17 protein-coding genes and 1 pseudogene are annotated in these 16,449 nt (G+C 37.1%); 2 read left to right on the forward strand and 16 right to left on the reverse strand.

The window, feature by feature from the left end:
* Positions 1-235: 235 nt before the first annotated feature.
* The 10 genes and pseudogenes from MKY86_RS17700 to MKY86_RS17745 form a co-directional block, all read right to left on the reverse strand.
* Positions 236-1,465, reverse strand: coding sequence for a hypothetical protein (locus MKY86_RS17700; protein ID WP_076078563.1), 1,230 nt, complete (start codon positions 1,463-1,465; stop codon positions 236-238).
* Between the two features lie 4 nt (positions 1,466-1,469).
* Positions 1,470-1,961: a hypothetical protein gene (locus tag MKY86_RS17705; protein ID WP_076078562.1), complete on the reverse strand. Its 492-nt coding sequence runs from the start codon at positions 1,959-1,961 to the stop codon at positions 1,470-1,472.
* A gap of 403 nt (positions 1,962-2,364) precedes the next feature.
* Positions 2,365-3,189, reverse strand: a complete 825-nt coding sequence (locus tag MKY86_RS17710) for a hypothetical protein (RefSeq protein WP_076078560.1) — start codon at positions 3,187-3,189, stop codon at positions 2,365-2,367.
* Positions 3,190-3,496: 307 nt separating this feature from the next.
* Positions 3,497-4,300, reverse strand: a complete 804-nt coding sequence (locus MKY86_RS17715; RefSeq protein ID WP_076078559.1) for a toll/interleukin-1 receptor domain-containing protein — start codon at positions 4,298-4,300, stop codon at positions 3,497-3,499.
* 292 nt (positions 4,301-4,592) lie between these two features.
* Positions 4,593-4,715, reverse strand: a pseudogene (locus tag MKY86_RS17720) (DUF255 domain-containing protein); the annotation flags it as partial.
* Between the two features lie 121 nt (positions 4,716-4,836).
* Positions 4,837-5,556 carry a DarT1-associated NADAR antitoxin family protein gene (locus tag MKY86_RS17725; RefSeq protein ID WP_083684906.1) on the reverse strand — a complete coding sequence of 240 codons (720 nt, stop codon included), beginning with the start codon at positions 5,554-5,556 and terminating at the stop codon, positions 4,837-4,839.
* 11 nt (positions 5,557-5,567) lie between these two features.
* Positions 5,568-6,182: a DarT ssDNA thymidine ADP-ribosyltransferase family protein gene (locus MKY86_RS17730; RefSeq protein ID WP_076078557.1), complete on the reverse strand. Its 615-nt coding sequence runs from the start codon at positions 6,180-6,182 to the stop codon at positions 5,568-5,570.
* 18 nt (positions 6,183-6,200) lie between these two features.
* Positions 6,201-8,768: a DEAD/DEAH box helicase gene (locus MKY86_RS17735; protein ID WP_076078555.1), complete on the reverse strand. Its 2,568-nt coding sequence runs from the start codon at positions 8,766-8,768 to the stop codon at positions 6,201-6,203.
* Positions 8,758-9,672, reverse strand: a complete 915-nt coding sequence (locus MKY86_RS17740) for a HamA C-terminal domain-containing protein (protein WP_340827288.1) — start codon at positions 9,670-9,672, stop codon at positions 8,758-8,760. Before MKY86_RS17740 ends, MKY86_RS17735 begins: the two co-directional genes overlap by 11 nt.
* 674 nt (positions 9,673-10,346) lie before the next feature.
* The gene (locus tag MKY86_RS17745; protein WP_083684901.1) at positions 10,347-10,679 is read right to left on the reverse strand and encodes a DUF6809 family protein; all 333 of its coding nucleotides are present in this window, start codon (positions 10,677-10,679) and stop codon (positions 10,347-10,349) included.
* A gap of 106 nt (positions 10,680-10,785) precedes the next feature.
* Here MKY86_RS17745 and MKY86_RS17750 point away from each other — a divergent pair, with 106 nt between their 5' ends.
* Complete coding sequence (locus MKY86_RS17750; protein WP_076078552.1) at positions 10,786-11,004, forward strand: helix-turn-helix domain-containing protein; 219 nt, start codon at positions 10,786-10,788, stop codon at positions 11,002-11,004.
* A gap of 168 nt (positions 11,005-11,172) precedes the next feature.
* On the opposite strand, the gene MKY86_RS34165 is transcribed toward MKY86_RS17750, so the two are convergent.
* The 6 genes from MKY86_RS34165 to MKY86_RS17775 form a co-directional block, all read right to left on the reverse strand.
* Complete coding sequence (locus tag MKY86_RS34165; protein ID WP_083684924.1) at positions 11,173-11,313, reverse strand: DUF1871 family protein; 141 nt, start codon at positions 11,311-11,313, stop codon at positions 11,173-11,175.
* 5 nt (positions 11,314-11,318) lie between these two features.
* Positions 11,319-11,768 carry a hypothetical protein gene (locus MKY86_RS17755; RefSeq protein ID WP_076078551.1) on the reverse strand — a complete coding sequence of 150 codons (450 nt, stop codon included), beginning with the start codon at positions 11,766-11,768 and terminating at the stop codon, positions 11,319-11,321.
* A 180-nt stretch (positions 11,769-11,948) separates the two neighbouring features.
* Positions 11,949-13,343 carry an ADP-ribosylglycohydrolase family protein gene (locus tag MKY86_RS17760; RefSeq protein ID WP_076078549.1) on the reverse strand — a complete coding sequence of 465 codons (1,395 nt, stop codon included), beginning with the start codon at positions 13,341-13,343 and terminating at the stop codon, positions 11,949-11,951.
* Between the two features lie 196 nt (positions 13,344-13,539).
* Positions 13,540-14,256, reverse strand: coding sequence for an SMI1/KNR4 family protein (locus tag MKY86_RS17765; RefSeq protein ID WP_076078548.1), 717 nt, complete (start codon positions 14,254-14,256; stop codon positions 13,540-13,542).
* A 100-nt stretch (positions 14,257-14,356) separates the two neighbouring features.
* On the reverse strand, positions 14,357-15,004 hold the full coding sequence (locus tag MKY86_RS17770; protein WP_076078785.1) for a hypothetical protein: 648 nt from the start codon (positions 15,002-15,004) through the stop codon (positions 14,357-14,359).
* A gap of 93 nt (positions 15,005-15,097) precedes the next feature.
* Positions 15,098-16,018, reverse strand: a complete 921-nt coding sequence (locus tag MKY86_RS17775; RefSeq protein WP_340827289.1) for a helix-turn-helix transcriptional regulator — start codon at positions 16,016-16,018, stop codon at positions 15,098-15,100.
* A 75-nt stretch (positions 16,019-16,093) separates the two neighbouring features.
* Here MKY86_RS17775 and MKY86_RS17780 point away from each other — a divergent pair, with 75 nt between their 5' ends.
* On the forward strand, positions 16,094-16,441 hold the full coding sequence (locus tag MKY86_RS17780) for a GyrI-like domain-containing protein (protein WP_340827290.1): 348 nt from the start codon (positions 16,094-16,096) through the stop codon (positions 16,439-16,441).
* The last annotated feature ends 8 nt before the right edge of the window (positions 16,442-16,449 follow it).

The following is a 16,449-nucleotide window of genomic DNA, read 5'->3' on the forward strand; positions in this document are numbered from 1 at the left end:
AGTAAGCAACGTAGTGTGCCTTGTTGCTCCGGCCTGTATAGAGGATAATCATGATGGCTAAAAAATGTGAATACCTATTGAAAAAAATGGTGTAATTCGTAAAATTCAAATGGAACTAATAGATGAAATAATTTCGAACAGGTAATTCCGAAAAATATGATCTTAATTACAAGCCCAATCGGCTTCTCTAGACGTGTTTACCTTGTTACAAATTCACTAAAGCGTATCAGATCTTTTATTTTGAGTTTTCATTATTAGTTTTTTCCAAATACAAAATTCCGTTACTGAACCCGTTTTGATCAAAATTTGTAGCCATTTTATTTATATTAGAAACTTCAATTTGATTTAATGTATTTTCTACACTCAGTGGTACACTGGCCAGTTCATTAAACTGCTCAGCATACTCTATAGAAACTGCAACTTCTTTTAACCTCTCTATATTCATTTCTAAAATAAGTGATTTGTTTTCATCTTGCTCTTCAGAATTGGGTTCTTCTCGTTCTGCGTAACCTTCATCCACTAAGTCAATATCATCCAGACCAATTTCATTTTGTACTTGAAGCCTATCAATTTTGTTAACATACATTTGATAAAACAACTGTGCGAGTACATAAGTAGCCAAAAAAACAATGACATAAGGACTGTTGTGACTTATACTTTTTAAATCAAATTGTCTATCTTCTTTGACATTTTGTTTTATAAAATTTTTACATAGTATCTCAACACTATTACTTTCACTGTTATAAACTCCAACAATAGGTCGTTTATTGCTCATAAAACTACGTCCAAATAATCCCGGCACTTTACTTACCAATTCATCATAACGCTTTGACAGTAAGTCAGTCTTATTAGACTTGATTTCTTCTTCTACTTCAATCAGTTTTTTCTGTATTTCATATCTATTCTTATATTCGACTTGCAATTTCTTTAGTTCTTTAAAAACAACCTCCTTCATTTTCTTCTGAGATTTAGGCACTACATTAGTGGAAACATATGTGTTTAAATATTTTTGGTATTTATTAATTTCAATTTCTTCAATAGATGTCATAGCTTCTTTAACAAAAAAATAAAGGTTATTCTTATCCAGCTTTTCTTGTCCTTGTTCAGTATCTTTATTAAATTTTGTATACATTCGAGAAAATGAATCAAATATGTACCTGACCGCATCAATTTTTGAATTAGAGTAAAGGGGAATTGGAATTCCTAAATGATATAAATTTTTCACTCCATTTTTACTACTTAACTTATGTGTTCCCAAATACTTATAACTTCTGTGTATACTAAATGATTTATCGAATACAAAAAAATTTCGTGGGTCCTCTCCTTCTTTTATTCTTTTTCGCACTTCATTCAGCAATTCATGTTTATAATGAAGTCCACTGATCTTATTTGCAAAATCAGTAACCCTCCACGATTTCAAGAATTCATCTTCATTTTGTTCTAATCTAAATTCAATTTTGCTCATCGTGCTAACTCCTTAGTTCGATTGTTTTCTTTAAATTATTTATTTCCTCTTGACACTTAATTCTTAACTCCCTTTCTTCAAGGTATTTCTCTCTCAATTTAAAATTCTCTTCACTTTTTTTATCTACCATTATGGCTTGTCTTTCATCAGACAATTTAAAGGACCATAAAGTTATTGCAATACCCATCAATAGAAGAGCGTTAGTGTTTATATCATTAATTATTTCAGAAAGTGTGCTGTAATACTTAAACCCGCTAGCAAAAGCTGCCAATATAATCATGAATATACCTGTACTAATATTCACTTTTCTTAATAATTTCAGAATATAATTCTTTCTACGATTAGACGAAGAACCCAGATTTAATCCTGTAAGAGTTAAAAAAAATGCGCCTATATTAAATACATTGAGCTGAAACTCATTAAAATCATAGAGATTCAATCCTAATAAGATTCCGAGAATGAATAACAGCCAAGGAGCTACTTTGTCCCTAAACATTCGTTGTACTCCTTTCTTTATGTATTAATGTATCCAAATAACTATTTTTGATTATGTATTTCAGGAAAATTCGCTCTTTTTTATTGAAAACTTCAGAGAAAGTTTAGCACGGTAGGTGAGAACTACTACGAATTAAGACTCCCACCAACCAAAATAAGTGATATACAGCTCAACCGCATCTGACATTTATAACAATTTTCATCCAACCATCCCCAATCTTAACATGGTAAATGAAATTTGGAAATATCAAACAATAGGGTAGTGCAAAAACCGAAAAAGTTCAAATAATGTAGTGTTATACAATGAAAATCAATGTTATTGAAACACCCACATTATTTAGTTCTTATTTTAGTAGGTATTATTGAAGTAGACTTCACTTGCATATGTCTAAGATTCAACCAAATTATCCTTGAGAAAAATATTCTATCAATGTCTTAATCATTTTCCCTACACTTCCATTGTTCATGTACGAATCTACTACCGTAACTGTAGCAGAAGATGTTGCTAGTACACTATTAAATACATGAGCAACTTTCAATTTGAGACTATTAGGTACACTGCTATCTTGTTTTGTATTCAAATGATCTATTAACTCATTCATAACCTCAACTATTTTTTCAGTCTCTGGTTCCAATATGTTAGGCATAATATCCCTTATGTCTTTTTTTGTTACTGTTTCAAACCTTCCTGCATTTAAAGCTATTGTTAAATCAAATGCATCATGATAATTAGTCCTTCTATGTACACTGAAATCGCCATCGTATTTTTCAAAATCAACAGCCATGCTAAAGAGGGATCTTTCAGTTGTATGAACTAATATTGAAGCCTCCCTCGTAGCTGCATTGACGTAGAAATCAAGTATTCCAGGGTTTCTATGGGGAACTCCTTCCATGTAAACGTTAGGCTTTGGTCCAAACTTTATTAACTTAGGTAGGTAACCCTCTGGTCCTGTAACGCATATAAGAAAACCATCTGGCACTCCGTAATCATCAATAAATCTGATTTTATTCTCTGAGATTCTATAACAACTTGTTTCACGTCCTTTCGGCTTTTCTTGAATTGTTACACTCTGATCAGTAATGATTATAGGAAACATTGGATTGTTCAGCTTCTTCGAGGGGCTCCTCATTGTTTCGTATGTCCAATTAATATATTGTCCCGTTGCAAAATGGACTTTAAAATCTGCATGCTCATTTATTTTCTGTACCAATAAAAAACTATGATACATACTACACCTCCCACAGGTTTTTTATTTATAGACCTACAATAATTTCAGGATAAAACATACTGAGAATGCTGGATCAATATTTTATACATGTAAATCAATCTTCTTTATACTGCTTTTAATTGATTCTATCGTATAACGTTCCGTGTTCACGACGCCTCACCACATTAAGGACCGTAGGACCAGCCGCATTGCGGTTAGGTGATGCAGGTGTGTTCCGGAATATGCTTCTTTGACATTTCTACCGGGAACGAGGACGTAGCCCGATGTGAGAACATATTATTATATGAAGAATTGGTTCATCTTTGAGTTAGCTATAGGTTCTTCGAAGTTTCTCAATAAAATTGTTTTTAATGTCCTCCCATTTATTTTCCGAAAGATTTATTTCAAATGATTCTAATAGTTTGTTTTTGAATTGAATGAGATCAATTGGTTCCATAAGAGAATAGCCTTTTTTATTACGATCAATAACCCCTCTAATTTCTCCTGAAAAATTAGGTAATATAAATGTCGAGAAATCGTTTCGGGCTATCCAAGCTGCCCCCATCTCATTTAGGCAGTACACACTCTCGTAATAATTATCAGATAACATAAAAAAGACGGTTGTTTGCCCCGATAAATTCTGTCGCAGGTAGTCAAATATATCAAGATCACCTGGAATACCATATCTAGCCGAAGATGTGTATAAGATCATTTCTTCTGGCACTCCTATTGCTTCCATCAATTCTACAAATGCATCACAAATACTTTTATCTTTGGAAGAATGGCTCACAAATATTTTCATCTCTTCTTTACCTCGATCCTCAGTGCTTTTATCGTCTATCTGTGAGTCTACTAAATTCTTCAATTCACTTATGTAATCTTTGACTTTCTGTTCAAGTGCTAGGTGGACATTATGATTTGTAACGTATTCATTAGATTGAATTCTTGATTGATTCTGAACATACCAATCATTTATTAATTCTAAGAAATAAATTACTTCATCAAGTTTCCTTTCACCCACCGCTCTTACAAGTTGATCCGTAATATTTGAGATATACGGTTCTCCCGTATATTTTCGTATTACTCCTTGAATACCAGGAACATCATACGTTAGCTTTTTGAATGCATCCATGAATAACTACCTCCAATTTTTTTAACCATCTTTCATATAACGTAATATTCACGAAGTTCATAAATATAAGAAATACAATTGATTAAACGAACTCATCGTGTCTAAATAGCCTTTTTTAAACATGTTTTTATTATGCTATTGAATGGAAGAATATGACGATCACTAATCCTATACTTTCAAACAAAAAGCCTCCGCCAATTTCTTCAGCAGAAGCTTCTAAAAATTGATTCACGCGAACATCCCCTCAATGACATGTACTGTATCCCACTGAAAGGAAAACCGGCTTGTTTTAAGACTGCGCCTTGGCAAAAGGCTCCTCTTCCCATGGATACCAGTCCACCGGGTTGTAGGCATGTTGAAGCAGGTAGGGTGATTTTTCGTTCGCTAATCTATTGGATGCTTTATTAGTCGTCACCAGGCGTCCCCTTATTTCGGATGGGTAAAGTATTTCTAGGGATTGTATACCCAAATTTATTGGGGAAAGTGCAGAAAATGAGAAAAGGTAACTTCGATAAGTTACATTTAGGGGCATAATTTTATTTATTGAAATCAAAAAAACTCAATTGCTCAGGGTCTTCGTCATTGTTTTGATTAATTATCTTTTTTATATCTTTGACTGAGAATATTTCTAGATAATTCTCTGTCGAAGACAGAGCCCTCTCAAGAAGATTTAAATTATGTAATGAAACGTAAAGAGCTGCAGATTTCGCTTGACAATTAATTGATTTCTCAGGATTAAATTCAATATCTGAAAATGAGTCATATTCCAATATTTGATTACTTAGTTCATTATTCAACGCTAGTGCATTAATATACAGCCAATCATAAAATAAAGTCTTTGGTTCAAGTGGCCAATTCCGATTGAAGTACTGAAAACAAATAAGGCGTCCACTTGTTTTTAATCTTTGATCTTTTTTCGCTTCTTTAGATGTGGCAGTAAGAAGATCTAGATAAGGCCCCCCATTTTCAAAAACTTTACTTGATTGAAAAGCCGTCTCGACACTAAATATTTTTTTGTTTTTAGTATGGATCATAAGATTAAAAGCACTTAAGGAAACGCCTAGCTCTTCTTGTGATTTGCTCGAAATCTCTAATATTTTTTTATTCTCATATTTATTCTTAAAATTTTCATGAAGTGAGTTAACTGATTTTTGTTTTTGTTTAATAGAAAAACCCGGATACCAGTCAAAAGTGAGGTCAATACTCTCAACAAAACTATAATCATTACTTGCCATAAAAATAGGTCTGTTCGCCATTTTTTCTCCTTTTACCAATGATTGTAATCTTTTCTTGCATCAAAGAAACCATCAACAACAGCAGTTTGCATATTTGAAGGTATAGTTTTAATAAACCTATCAAGAGTACTCTTGTTTTGAAAAACAACTCCTCCGATGTATTTTGTTTCTATTGTCCCATTTACCAATACTTCGGCTTGGGGATTCGTAGGACATGCATCTGGAATACCAAGCACACTCCTTGGAGGCTTTTTTGGATGTTCAGCAAACATTTGAAGCATCGCCTCTCTTCCCATTCTCTCTTGAATAGTCCGAAGTGAGACATCGGAGTTTGCAGCATTATCAGGGCAAAAGATGCATTGTTTTTCCCATAGAATGCTAGGTTCTAAAGCTAACACAACCCAGTTAATAGAAGTATCTTTCATTCTAAACTTGTAAAACAACTTATAGTTGGGAAAGTCAATCGAAATACTAGTAGCATTTTCACAAAAATCAAGTCTGTAAATATCGTTCTTCATAGCCGTTATTCCCTTGTGGTTATGTTCTGATATTGGAATAATACCATGGCGTAAGATACTTTCCAAATTATCAGCTTGAGTAAAATGAATTAGCATATCAATTTTTCTTTCTTCAACAATTTTCCGCATTACTTTTCACCTCATTTTCTAAATTAACATACTAATTTCATCATACTCAGGTGTCCCCTGAACTAATCGATTAACAAGCTTTTTTTTATCAATTGATATCAACTTTCCATCTTTGATATTCAATAAATCTCTATGTTCTTTAGTCAACAAGGCAGAAACGTGCCTAGAGAATCCCATGTTTTGCAAGTACACTGCAACAGTATCCCTTGTCCCATACTCTAAAAAAACGTTCCAGTTTGGACCAGCTTTTTTCTCACCTAAAATAGAAACTAATATAGCATGGTAGTTATTAAAATATTTTTCTAATTTATATCTGACTACATTTTCAATATCTGATATCAAATTATTTATTACTTTATTAATATGACGTTTGCTTTTATTGAAATCTTCAAATACTTGAATATTATTCTCATAAAACATTAATTTTTTATTATTTCTCTCGTAGAAACGAAGAGCTTCATTAATCATTTCACTTAGGCTTTGACCATTAATCCACTGATTTACTAAAAGTGTGTAATACCTTAAAGAATTCTTATTAGCAATATCGTTTTTACTTTCGTTCACATCCCAATTATACTTTTCATATAGAAGTTCTAATGCAAAAATACAGTTATTGTAATTAATTTCATGTGGAAGTTTAATCTTCTCTTCAAAGGCTTGATTTTCAACAATAAACTCATAAACGTTATCTTGTTGTCTAACCATAATAGATTGATTATTATTTAGAACATCTAATGGAATCTTTAAATCTTTTATGTTGTCTTGAGCCTTTAATAGCAAGTCTAGTTTCCCGTCATTAATTAATTTCTTAATAATAGGGCTCTTGTAATCATTATCTCTGTCAATCGTATCAATACTAATAATATTCGCTATATATTTCAGGACTTCTTTTTCTGCTTCTGAAGATGTAATTTGTTTCGATTGTAGTAGCTGTTCAATATTTTTTTCATTTTTATCTATCTGATGTGTAGCATTGATTTGTAGTTGTGTGGTTGATTTACCAGTAAGTACAGTTGTGTTTTTCCAATCCTTAATTTCTTCACGGATACAAAATACATTTCCAAACAACTCAAAATTCAATCTACCTGCACGACCTGCTAAATTCCAAAAGTCAATCTTTGACATATTTGATCTATGTTTTTTGTTGCTTAAAATAAAGATATTTTTCGCTGGTAAATTCACGCCTTCCAATAAGGTTGATGTACAAAACAAATATTTAATTTCTCCTTTTTTAAAAAGTTTCTCAACTTTGTTTCGTATTACTTGGGGTAAACTTCCGAAATGAAAAGCTACTCCGTGAGCTAAACAATCAGCTAAATAATAATCTTTATGTATCATTTTTTTAGTTTCCAGTATTAATTCATCTAGCTCATATTGACTTGGATTAGGTGGTTTCGCCAGGTTATTAGGTAAAAATCTTATAAATTCTTTTGCTTTATTTATTGTATTTTCAACTGAATTGCAATATATAACGTTAGAAGAGGATTGTCCAATATTATGTATTAGTTCAAATGATGAAGAATACTTACTAATGGAAATATCCTCAAAGTCATATTTACGTCCTTCATTGTAGTAACTAACTATCCTACTAATTAAATCTATAAAGAAAACATTTTGTGTAACAGGAGACTCAATAGTACTGAATGTCTTTGTTGCAGATTTCTGAAATAATTCTAAAAAAGTTTCTGGATTTGATACATTAGGAGAAGCAAAGTATATTTTTAAGTCAGAAAATTTCTTCATGCTTTTCTCAATGGCTAAATACATTGTTATGCTTCTATAGTCTTTTTCAGCAGCTAACTTATGTGCTTCATCTACAAATAAATAATGTATTCTCGGATTTTCTTTACTTGAGATGTAGCTCAAAAGTCGTTCTGGAGTTAGAACAAAAATATATCTCTTCCCCTCGTTTTCTTCTTCAACTGTGACTACAGAGTTTGTGGTTACTTTATAATTATTATTGATAATAAGCTCTTTTAAATCCTCTTTAATTTCATAAGAAAATTGATTTATTAAAGCTCTTGTTGGAACAATTACCACAAAGTTCCCTGTATCTTTTTTAGAGATTTTATCACGTATGAATGTCTTTATGATAAATGACTTTCCCATTGAAGTTGGGCCAGAAAAACTATAGAAATTTGATTCTTTTATTTTTTCAAATAAATCAAACTGTGAATCTGTAAAATATTTGTTCTCGGCCCCAGGTATTTGTTGAATCTCTTTTTTCACAACAGTCTCAATTTCTCTTACGAACGGAAGTTCCACATTATGATTAAGATTGTTTATGGCAGGGAAATTTCCTAGTCTACTTAATATTGCCGTAGAATATGTTTTAAAAATAGAATTACCTTTGTAAGTAGGGCTTAGAAAAGCAACAATTCTATATGCCATATTTCTACAGTCATTTAATGTTGAATTAGATAGAATATCACTAAATCTCAATAAGTGAACCAGTTGCTTTTCGCTAATAGTCACGGGACTATCGACCACTAGTTCTATAGAAGCGATATTTTTTAACAATCGTTCGTATAGTTGATTAAAATAATCATCTATCATTACATCTCTAGACAGTTTGTCAAAAATCATTAGTGGCCTCCATTAAGTTTCTAATAATTCGCTTTCTAGTCTTGCTGATTTCAACAAATGGAAAGGCATAAACATAAAATGTTGTTCCATATAATTTATGTTCATCAATCTTCTTCTGTATATAACTGTATTGACTCTCGACTTCTGATTTAATTTTGGCTCGTATCATCTTTCTGAATTCGGAGTTACTTAATTTCCGCGAATCTTCATCAACTGTAATTTCAAATCCAGCAAAGATTCCAAAAGCATTATCTTTGAATATTTCTTCCTCCTTGGCGCTAGGAATAATTATTTTCTTTAAAACGTTATAAAGAGCAGGAGAAATACTTTCTTTTTCTAAATGTGTATTCAACAACCTTATTTCATCATGAATATTATTTGTATTTCTAGTTATGAAATCATTGATTGAATTAAAAGCATCATATAAACATCGTTGAAGTGTTTTTTCTAACTTTGATTCCCCAAATATTAGTTGAAAATTATTTTTATCCACCTGCAAAACATGCACCCCATCAGATCCCTTTACGTAATCATTAGGTGATGTTTTCAACTCCATTTTTGTAAAAATCTTTGGTGCATGTAAATGTGACTCTAAAAAACAATACAGCAGGACTTCGCCTAATTCCCCATCGTTATTTTCCCATTTTCGCAATCTCTGAATTGCTTTTACGTAAATCCCTTTGTTATTTTTATATATTTCAAGTTCCTTTCTTGATAAACAATACGTTACAATACAGTCAAACAGTTTTTCCACTAATTCGGAATATACAAAAATATTATTTTCAATTTTAAGTGTATGGAGATTAATTTTGGTGTTGACCCCATCCAATTCAAAACTTTGGATTTCATGATAAAATAAATCCAAAAAATTCTCATCCACATGGGGACTAAATTGATTAAGCAATACATCTACCTCCACAGTGCTTCTGTTGGATTAATATCAGGTCTGTCCAGAACAGACCCATATTTACAACATTCGCCAAATGACAGTACAATTCCTTCCAAATACCTACATAAAATAAATTATTTTTGAAACTTTTGACCTAATTCTCCTTATTTCAAAACCCTTTGTTTAAAATTCACAAAAGAGCCTCTGGTAACTGTACCCAGAAGCGACTATTGCAATTAATTTAATATTTACCTATAACAAATTACCCAAGATATATCTCGCTCAAGAGCAGCATTTATAATGTCAATTCAGCAATCCTTTATTCCTTTCAGGGATCTTGTTATCCGTTAACCATATCGTGATATGTCCAAAATTGATTCCACTCTAGGGCCCGTTAAACTCACGTTAAAAACCCAAACTCAATAAAAAGAAGCCAATGCATAATGAATATACGCTTTGGCTTCTTTTACCGCAGACTATTCCGAATATATTCCCGCTCCGCTTTTTTCAATTGCTTTAATGAATTCTCGAAAGAATACGGAAACTTACCTCTAAGCTCAATCAGCTTTTCAACCTTTCCCAAAGCAATAGCTTCCTTAATAGCAGGAATCCACTTCTCATGAACAGTGCCCCAACTTTCTGCCTGAAGAAGCTCGTCGATCAGCATAGGCAACTTAGAATTAAAGATATCATAGCTCTCTCCCATCCGACTTTATTTGTTCAAAGCACAACTTCTCCTTAGTCCGTATAAGTTCTTCCTTATGTTCCAATACTTCTACGAGCATCGCAGCTCCCGTTCTGAATCCAAGAGTATAGGCAGAAGCAGATGAGATAGAGGTCAGCAAGCTGTTCAGATCCATTATTTCTTCCAGCATAGTGAAGTCTTCTGGGGATAGGTTTGCTTGCAAGATGTGCATACGTTCCGAGATTAGCTTAGAGTTCTGTGCATACTCAGGATCATTTAAACAGATTTGTTCATTTGGGCAGATTTTTCCGTAATATAGATCTTCTAAAAGACTCACTTTTAACCCCTCCCAAATCATCTTCTTGATTATCTTAGCGAATTTTTCGCTAAAAATCAATAGCGAATAATTCGCTAAGATATGCTTGCGTTGGAGGTGTTCAAATATGTATCAACGTATCCGGGATTTACGTGAAGATAAGGATTTGACGCAAACTCAAATGGCCGAGTATTTGCAATGCAGCCAGCGGATTTATAGCAATTATGAACGCGGAGATGTCGATATTCCCACGGCGATTCTAATCAAGCTGGCAGAATTCCATATGACAAGTACTGACTATTTACTTAACCGAACGAACCAGAAGAAACCTTACCCTAAAAGTTAAAAATAGAATAATACGTAGATGCTATACGATTCAAAATATCCACTCTAAGGCAACACAAATAAGCTCACTGGCGAAGCCATGAGCTTTTTGTTTGTTGAGAGCTCTAATTCAATTTAGCAGTCGAATTTTTCTGTCCCTCTTATTAGTTCCCATATTTGTTTAGCCCTTTTAAAAATTTTCCTCATACCCAAAGGGTTCATCAAAACTGGAAGAGAATATTTCCTGTATGCTTTTTGCTAGTTCGTCGACCGTAGAAGCATGTGTTACAGATAGGAGGACTTTTTCAATTTCAGAATCAAACTCATCTATAGGTGCTAGATTTTATCGACACTAATACGTTTTGCAGTACCGTCAATTACGCTGTATATGTCTTTATAGATAGAATCAAACTCATCATGAACCCACAGTGTGTCTGAGACTATTCCCCCACCCATGCCTCCGGCAATCCCGTCTCCAACATTTTTCCTTTCATAGTAAATCCCTTTACCTTCCCCCTCGTTACATTGCCAAGCAATCTGATCCAGATCATCTAATAAGAGATGCAACGTTTGTTTATCGCATCTCACTAAGTTCATAGGGCATACCAAATAAATTTGTCCTCCCCAATCTCCCTGCATGACTACAACTGCATCTCCAGTTAATTTTGCTTGTTCGTAATTCTCAATAAATTTATGCTCCAGCTTGTAGGCTTCATTAATCATATGTCTTACTGGACTGTGAAACTCAGGGATGACTTCTTTATGTTTTTTATCATTTCCACTCATGGCTATCCCCCCAAATTCTTGTCCCACATTTACACCCGTAACCCTAACTGCAAAGCCAATTCTGCGGTTCCGAATAACTCTTGTATGTGAATACCTCTATTAAAACAGAATTCAACCTCATCTTGTGTGTTCCACTTGGATGCCTGAATGTTAAACACCACAGAGGCATCCTCCAAAAATTCAAATCCCCAAATTCTCATTCACATACAGCTCACTGGGTAGAATTCGATGCTTACCTGTGTGAAGCAGCTCTGGCAAACGCCCTATGCGCTCAGCCAAGCGGGAGAGTTGTTGCTCATGAAAATTAGATAAGCCCGTATGAATCCGGTCCTGGAAAGGTTCAAGCCATCTCGCTTCCAAGCTGTCCGGGCCGAAATACACCCCGAGCAGAGAGCCTGCTGTTGCTCCGAAGCTGTCGGTATCGTTGCCTTGCATGACCTGTTTGCATATCCCGTCACCAGCATTCTCTGCGAAGCGAAATGTATTGATCAAGGTTCCGATTTCCTGATACACCTGACAGTGGGAATGAGTCGCGTACTTCTGATGAATCCCCTGATAAGCTTCCAGCCAGTTATCTGCATCCGCTACGATCTGCAGGCAGTCCGCAGTAATCTCATAGAATCGGCTCCTTCTAGGGACGAACTGCAGTGCAGTCCTTATGATTTCAAGCGGATCGCGCAGCACGTGTGCGGCTGCAATTGCAGCGGCAATGAACATCGTGGCACAGATTCCCGTCCGCCGATGTGTAAAACTGGCATCACGCCAAGCCAGCTCGGCCGCAAGCGCAGGTTGACCAGGGCAGGCATAGCCGTAAGCATCTGCACGAATTGCCGCCCCGCATAGTTCGGTATCTTGCACCAGGAAGTCGGGCCAAGACTCTATTTCAGAATGATTAAAGGGTTCCCTGTCATGCTCCAAATAGCTCATCCCCGACCGAACCAGGATGGCCCTCTCCGGCCCCCAGGTTGTACTTATCGGAAGATGATTGATCCATAAATCTCTTAGATTTCTTTTCGTAAAACCCTTACCAAATTGCTCTAACGCCATCATTCCCATTAAGGTGTAGTTGATATCATCGTCAGGTGCCACATAACGAATCCGCCCCCGCGTGGTCTCGAACCAGGACCAATGACGACGATCCAACGCATGGAGAGCTTGTTCCGAAATATAATCATTCAGCGGCCATTCCACTACAGCGGTTAACGCTTGACGTAATTCCGACAAGGTGGGATTGACCTCAATCGGCTTGCCCAGCATTGAACCACAGACTGAAGCGAGGAAGCCTGCCTCTACACGTTTAGCACTGTCCTTCAGATTCAAGACTCCGATCTGGCCTAAAGGTCTATCCGGGTCGCATTCCCTCCATATCTCCTCCAAATCGTCCGGCTCATAGTAGGGCCAGTTGTCCCGCATTGGAATGTCAGCCAAGCTATGGGCGAATTCCAGATAAGCATCATAGCTTGCCGGAAGCTGTTCCAACCGGGCCAAAAAACCGGAGGTTTGATGCCCCTGAGCAAATTTATTACGCAAAATTCCCTCTAATTGATGTTTCAGAAACGTTAGTGATGGCAGCATGTTGTATCTCCTTTATTTTGATTATCACAAAACCCCAGCAACTTAGAAAAATAAACAGATTTCAAAAGTTCACTGTTTATCGCTTGAATCTCCTTAATAAATTCAATAATTCTAGTTCTTATCTCATTAATAAATTCACTTTTGTGTACTCTATTTTCTAGTAGTTCGAGTCGATTTACAGAGCAATTCAGAGCTTTTAAATTTCATTTTTCCGGTCTTCCCTTATCCTTTCTAATGCTCTTTTGGCTGCTATTTTCCCATTATGCATTCCGTTTTTGGAGATCTTCACCAGCTTTTCCTTAGCTGGTATATAAGTATGAAATCCAATAATCTCACATGCTCTTTCTTGAACAAACATATCTTCATCGTCTAGATATTTTATGATGGAATTAAGATTTCCTTTTGGCGTTAATGCCATAATCGAAAAAATATACTGACAGCGAATATCATCGCTTATAAGTTGGTCAGAGCTTATCATTCGATTCAACTCGTCAATACAAGCGAGGTCTTCATTCATTTCAGTTTGACTAACTTCAAATTCTGCTGGATAGTCTTTATTCAAATCATGCCAATCCAGATCAGGATATTCTTCGATTTTCGTTATAAATGAACGTATACTTCTAAAGGCCGGAGATACATCCGTTTCCTCATGATCGATATAACATATCCTGTATTTGCATGCGCCTTGTACGTACAAGCCAATATAGTTTGAATGATCGTCACTCCACAAAGGAATCATATCCCGATAAGCCTCTATTTTGGACATATAATCAACTAATTCAACAATTTCGTCAGCTTCCATTAATCTCAAAAAGTAATTTTGATCCTTTTGTTTCTCCTTGTGCAGCTCCAACTCCTCAACTAATGCAACAGGCAATGTGAGGCCAAGTCTGTGAATAAGATCTGTAAACATGCGACTACTCCTCATAAAATAGTTTTTCACAACCTAGTGTCACTTTCAATCCAAATAGAATGCTTCATTTCATTCACCCTAGCCCCTCCCCAATCCCGCCTCACAAAATAAACACAACCGCAATCACCAGATACGAATACCGCACATTCTTTCTCAACAATATGTATATCGTTCCGTAAAGTAGTGACATAAAGAACGCATAAGCACCCGTCGGACCGCCCTGGAGCAGAATGTGGATCAGGCCCCAAGTGAGTGCGAGGAACATTCCACCGTAGGGCAGACCGTCTCTTTTGAAAAGCATCTCACCGAATTTCTGCCCAAACGCAATCGTCAGCAGGATCAGAGCCGCTTCGAATAAGTAATAGATATTCTGAAAAACGAATCTTACCACATCCTTGTACTCCTGGACCGGCTTAAAGCCCTCCCATACGACAGTTGTCGTTGCAATGGCGATCACCGAAACCACAATCGCGAGCAACCATCCCCGGGAGTCCGGTTTAGCGTTCAACCTCAAGATGTCAAAATCGTGTTTCCGCTTGGAGAGCCTGATCAGAAATACGGCCATACTCCCCCACAACAAGCAGGTAATTCCCCAGTGGATACATTGATGATGGAGTGTATATTCAGAAGCTTTTACCCCGAGTACTGATGGCAATACCATTAACAATACCACTTCAAGTCCAAACCCTGCAAACGCATACAATGCTAAAGACAGATAATCGCTCGCTCCAACCTTCTTCTCTGCCATCCCGGCATCCCCCATCATCCGCATCCTCCAGTTCAACTTAATTCACCTTCATGTGGAAAAATCTCATCCCGCCACGCTCACCAATCTACACCGCTAATCCCCCTCATACTTCCTCATAATCCCCCGCACATATGCCTTGAACCCATTCCGTATCTCGGGCGGACCCAGCACTTCACATTTATCTCCAAAAGCAAGCAGTCGGTCGTAGCCATATTCATTTGCAATAATGGGATACTTGGCCCAGCAGTGGTGTTCATCCACCCGCAGGATATGGTCGGCACCGAACCGTTCGATCACCCGATCCATGACGGAGCGGTCCAGACGGATTGTGACCTCCACCCAGCCCTTGCTTAGCCAATCTCCTCCGTCCATGGGGAGAGGGGTGAACGGTCTCGGAACGAACTGCTCCTTCGTCACTCGGAGACCGCTCATTCTGGCCAGCTTGAAGATGCGGTAGTCCTGCTTATCCAGACAATAGGCTTGCAAGTACCAGCTACTCTCCTTGAAAACCACCTGATACGGCTCCACCCGCCGTTCACTGCTCTGCCCCCGCGCATCCGTATACGCAAAAGCCAGCACAGCGTGCTCATTCATCGCCGTCTCGATCATCCCGAACAGGCTGCGCAGCGATTCATTCCCCCGATTCAAGGACAGATCCATGACGAACGGCGCATTCGGCTGGCCCTCAGCATTGTCCGGGTATAGAGCGTTCAGCTTCTCTGCTGCATACACCATTTCCCGTCTCCCAAAAAGCTGCTTGTAGCTGACCAATCCATTCTTCAGGTTCTGAATTTCTTGAGGGGTGAACAGGGTTTTGCCCACTTTGTAGGACTTCATCAGGCCGACACCACCCCACGCCCCCATCAGCGTATAGATCGGCAGGCCGGCTCTATTCAGCGTATCAATATCCCGGTAAATCGTTCGTCTGCTGACTTCGAGCCGCTCCGCTAACTCGCGCGCACTAATCTGCTCATGCTCCAGCAGGATCATAATGAGCGCAATCAAACGATCCATTTTCATCATGGCCACCTCTAATCAAGTATGCCATACAGGTGTCACAGTTGGTAGATTATGCTGGAGAACGGCTTCATGGCCTCCCTGCGTCCTCTGTCCGAAAGCCCCTACGGCTTCGCCGCGATTGCCCAGGAGGATGGAAAGATCCTGTATATTGCAGGCGTTCAGTCGCCCAGACCCCAGCCGGAGGCTGCGGTTGAAGTGCTTTTTCCGGGAGGAGAGTATTTGGTGTTGTCAGGCCAGGGCGGGTTGTCGCGTCTCGCATTTGACCGGCTGGAGGACGAGGCATTCGGTGATATCCTGAACGATAACTATGAGTATGTGTATACCGGACACCCAATCGCGGAGGTACTAACCAATGGCAACCCAATGGATGCCGAAGTTGAAGTATGGGTGCCGGTGACAAAGCGGAAGGCAAATTGAGGACTCAA

Source organism: Paenibacillus sp. FSL R7-0333, from assembly GCF_038000365.1.
GTDB classification, from domain to species: domain Bacteria; phylum Bacillota; class Bacilli; order Paenibacillales; family Paenibacillaceae; genus Paenibacillus_AQ; species Paenibacillus_AQ silagei.

What these genes read in the sequence shown, in the direction of transcription:
- MKY86_RS17700 (WP_076078563.1), bottom strand. Translation starts at nt 1,465, where the DNA reads ATGAGCAAAATTGAATTTAGATTAGAACAAAATGAAGATGAATTCTTG.
- MKY86_RS17705 (WP_076078562.1), bottom strand. Translation starts at nt 1,961, where the DNA reads ATGTTTAGGGACAAAGTAGCTCCTTGGCTGTTATTCATTCTCGGAATC.
- MKY86_RS17710 (WP_076078560.1), bottom strand. Translation starts at nt 3,189, where the DNA reads ATGTATCATAGTTTTTTATTGGTACAGAAAATAAATGAGCATGCAGAT.
- MKY86_RS17715 (WP_076078559.1), bottom strand. Translation starts at nt 4,300, where the DNA reads ATGGATGCATTCAAAAAGCTAACGTATGATGTTCCTGGTATTCAAGGA.
- MKY86_RS17725 (WP_083684906.1), bottom strand. Translation starts at nt 5,556, where the DNA reads ATGGCGAACAGACCTATTTTTATGGCAAGTAATGATTATAGTTTTGTT.
- MKY86_RS17730 (WP_076078557.1), bottom strand. Translation starts at nt 6,182, where the DNA reads ATGCGGAAAATTGTTGAAGAAAGAAAAATTGATATGCTAATTCATTTT.
- MKY86_RS17735 (WP_076078555.1), bottom strand. Translation starts at nt 8,768, where the DNA reads ATGATTTTTGACAAACTGTCTAGAGATGTAATGATAGATGATTATTTT.
- MKY86_RS17750 (WP_076078552.1), top strand. Translation starts at nt 10,786, where the DNA reads ATGTATCAACGTATCCGGGATTTACGTGAAGATAAGGATTTGACGCAA.
- MKY86_RS17755 (WP_076078551.1), bottom strand. Translation starts at nt 11,768, where the DNA reads ATGAGTGGAAATGATAAAAAACATAAAGAAGTCATCCCTGAGTTTCAC.
- MKY86_RS17760 (WP_076078549.1), bottom strand. Translation starts at nt 13,343, where the DNA reads ATGCTGCCATCACTAACGTTTCTGAAACATCAATTAGAGGGAATTTTG.
- MKY86_RS17765 (WP_076078548.1), bottom strand. Translation starts at nt 14,256, where the DNA reads ATGTTTACAGATCTTATTCACAGACTTGGCCTCACATTGCCTGTTGCA.
- MKY86_RS17770 (WP_076078785.1), bottom strand. Translation starts at nt 15,004, where the DNA reads ATGGCAGAGAAGAAGGTTGGAGCGAGCGATTATCTGTCTTTAGCATTG.
- MKY86_RS17775 (WP_340827289.1), bottom strand. Translation starts at nt 16,018, where the DNA reads ATGGATCGTTTGATTGCGCTCATTATGATCCTGCTGGAGCATGAGCAG.
- MKY86_RS17780 (WP_340827290.1), top strand. Translation starts at nt 16,094, where the DNA reads ATGGCCTCCCTGCGTCCTCTGTCCGAAAGCCCCTACGGCTTCGCCGCG.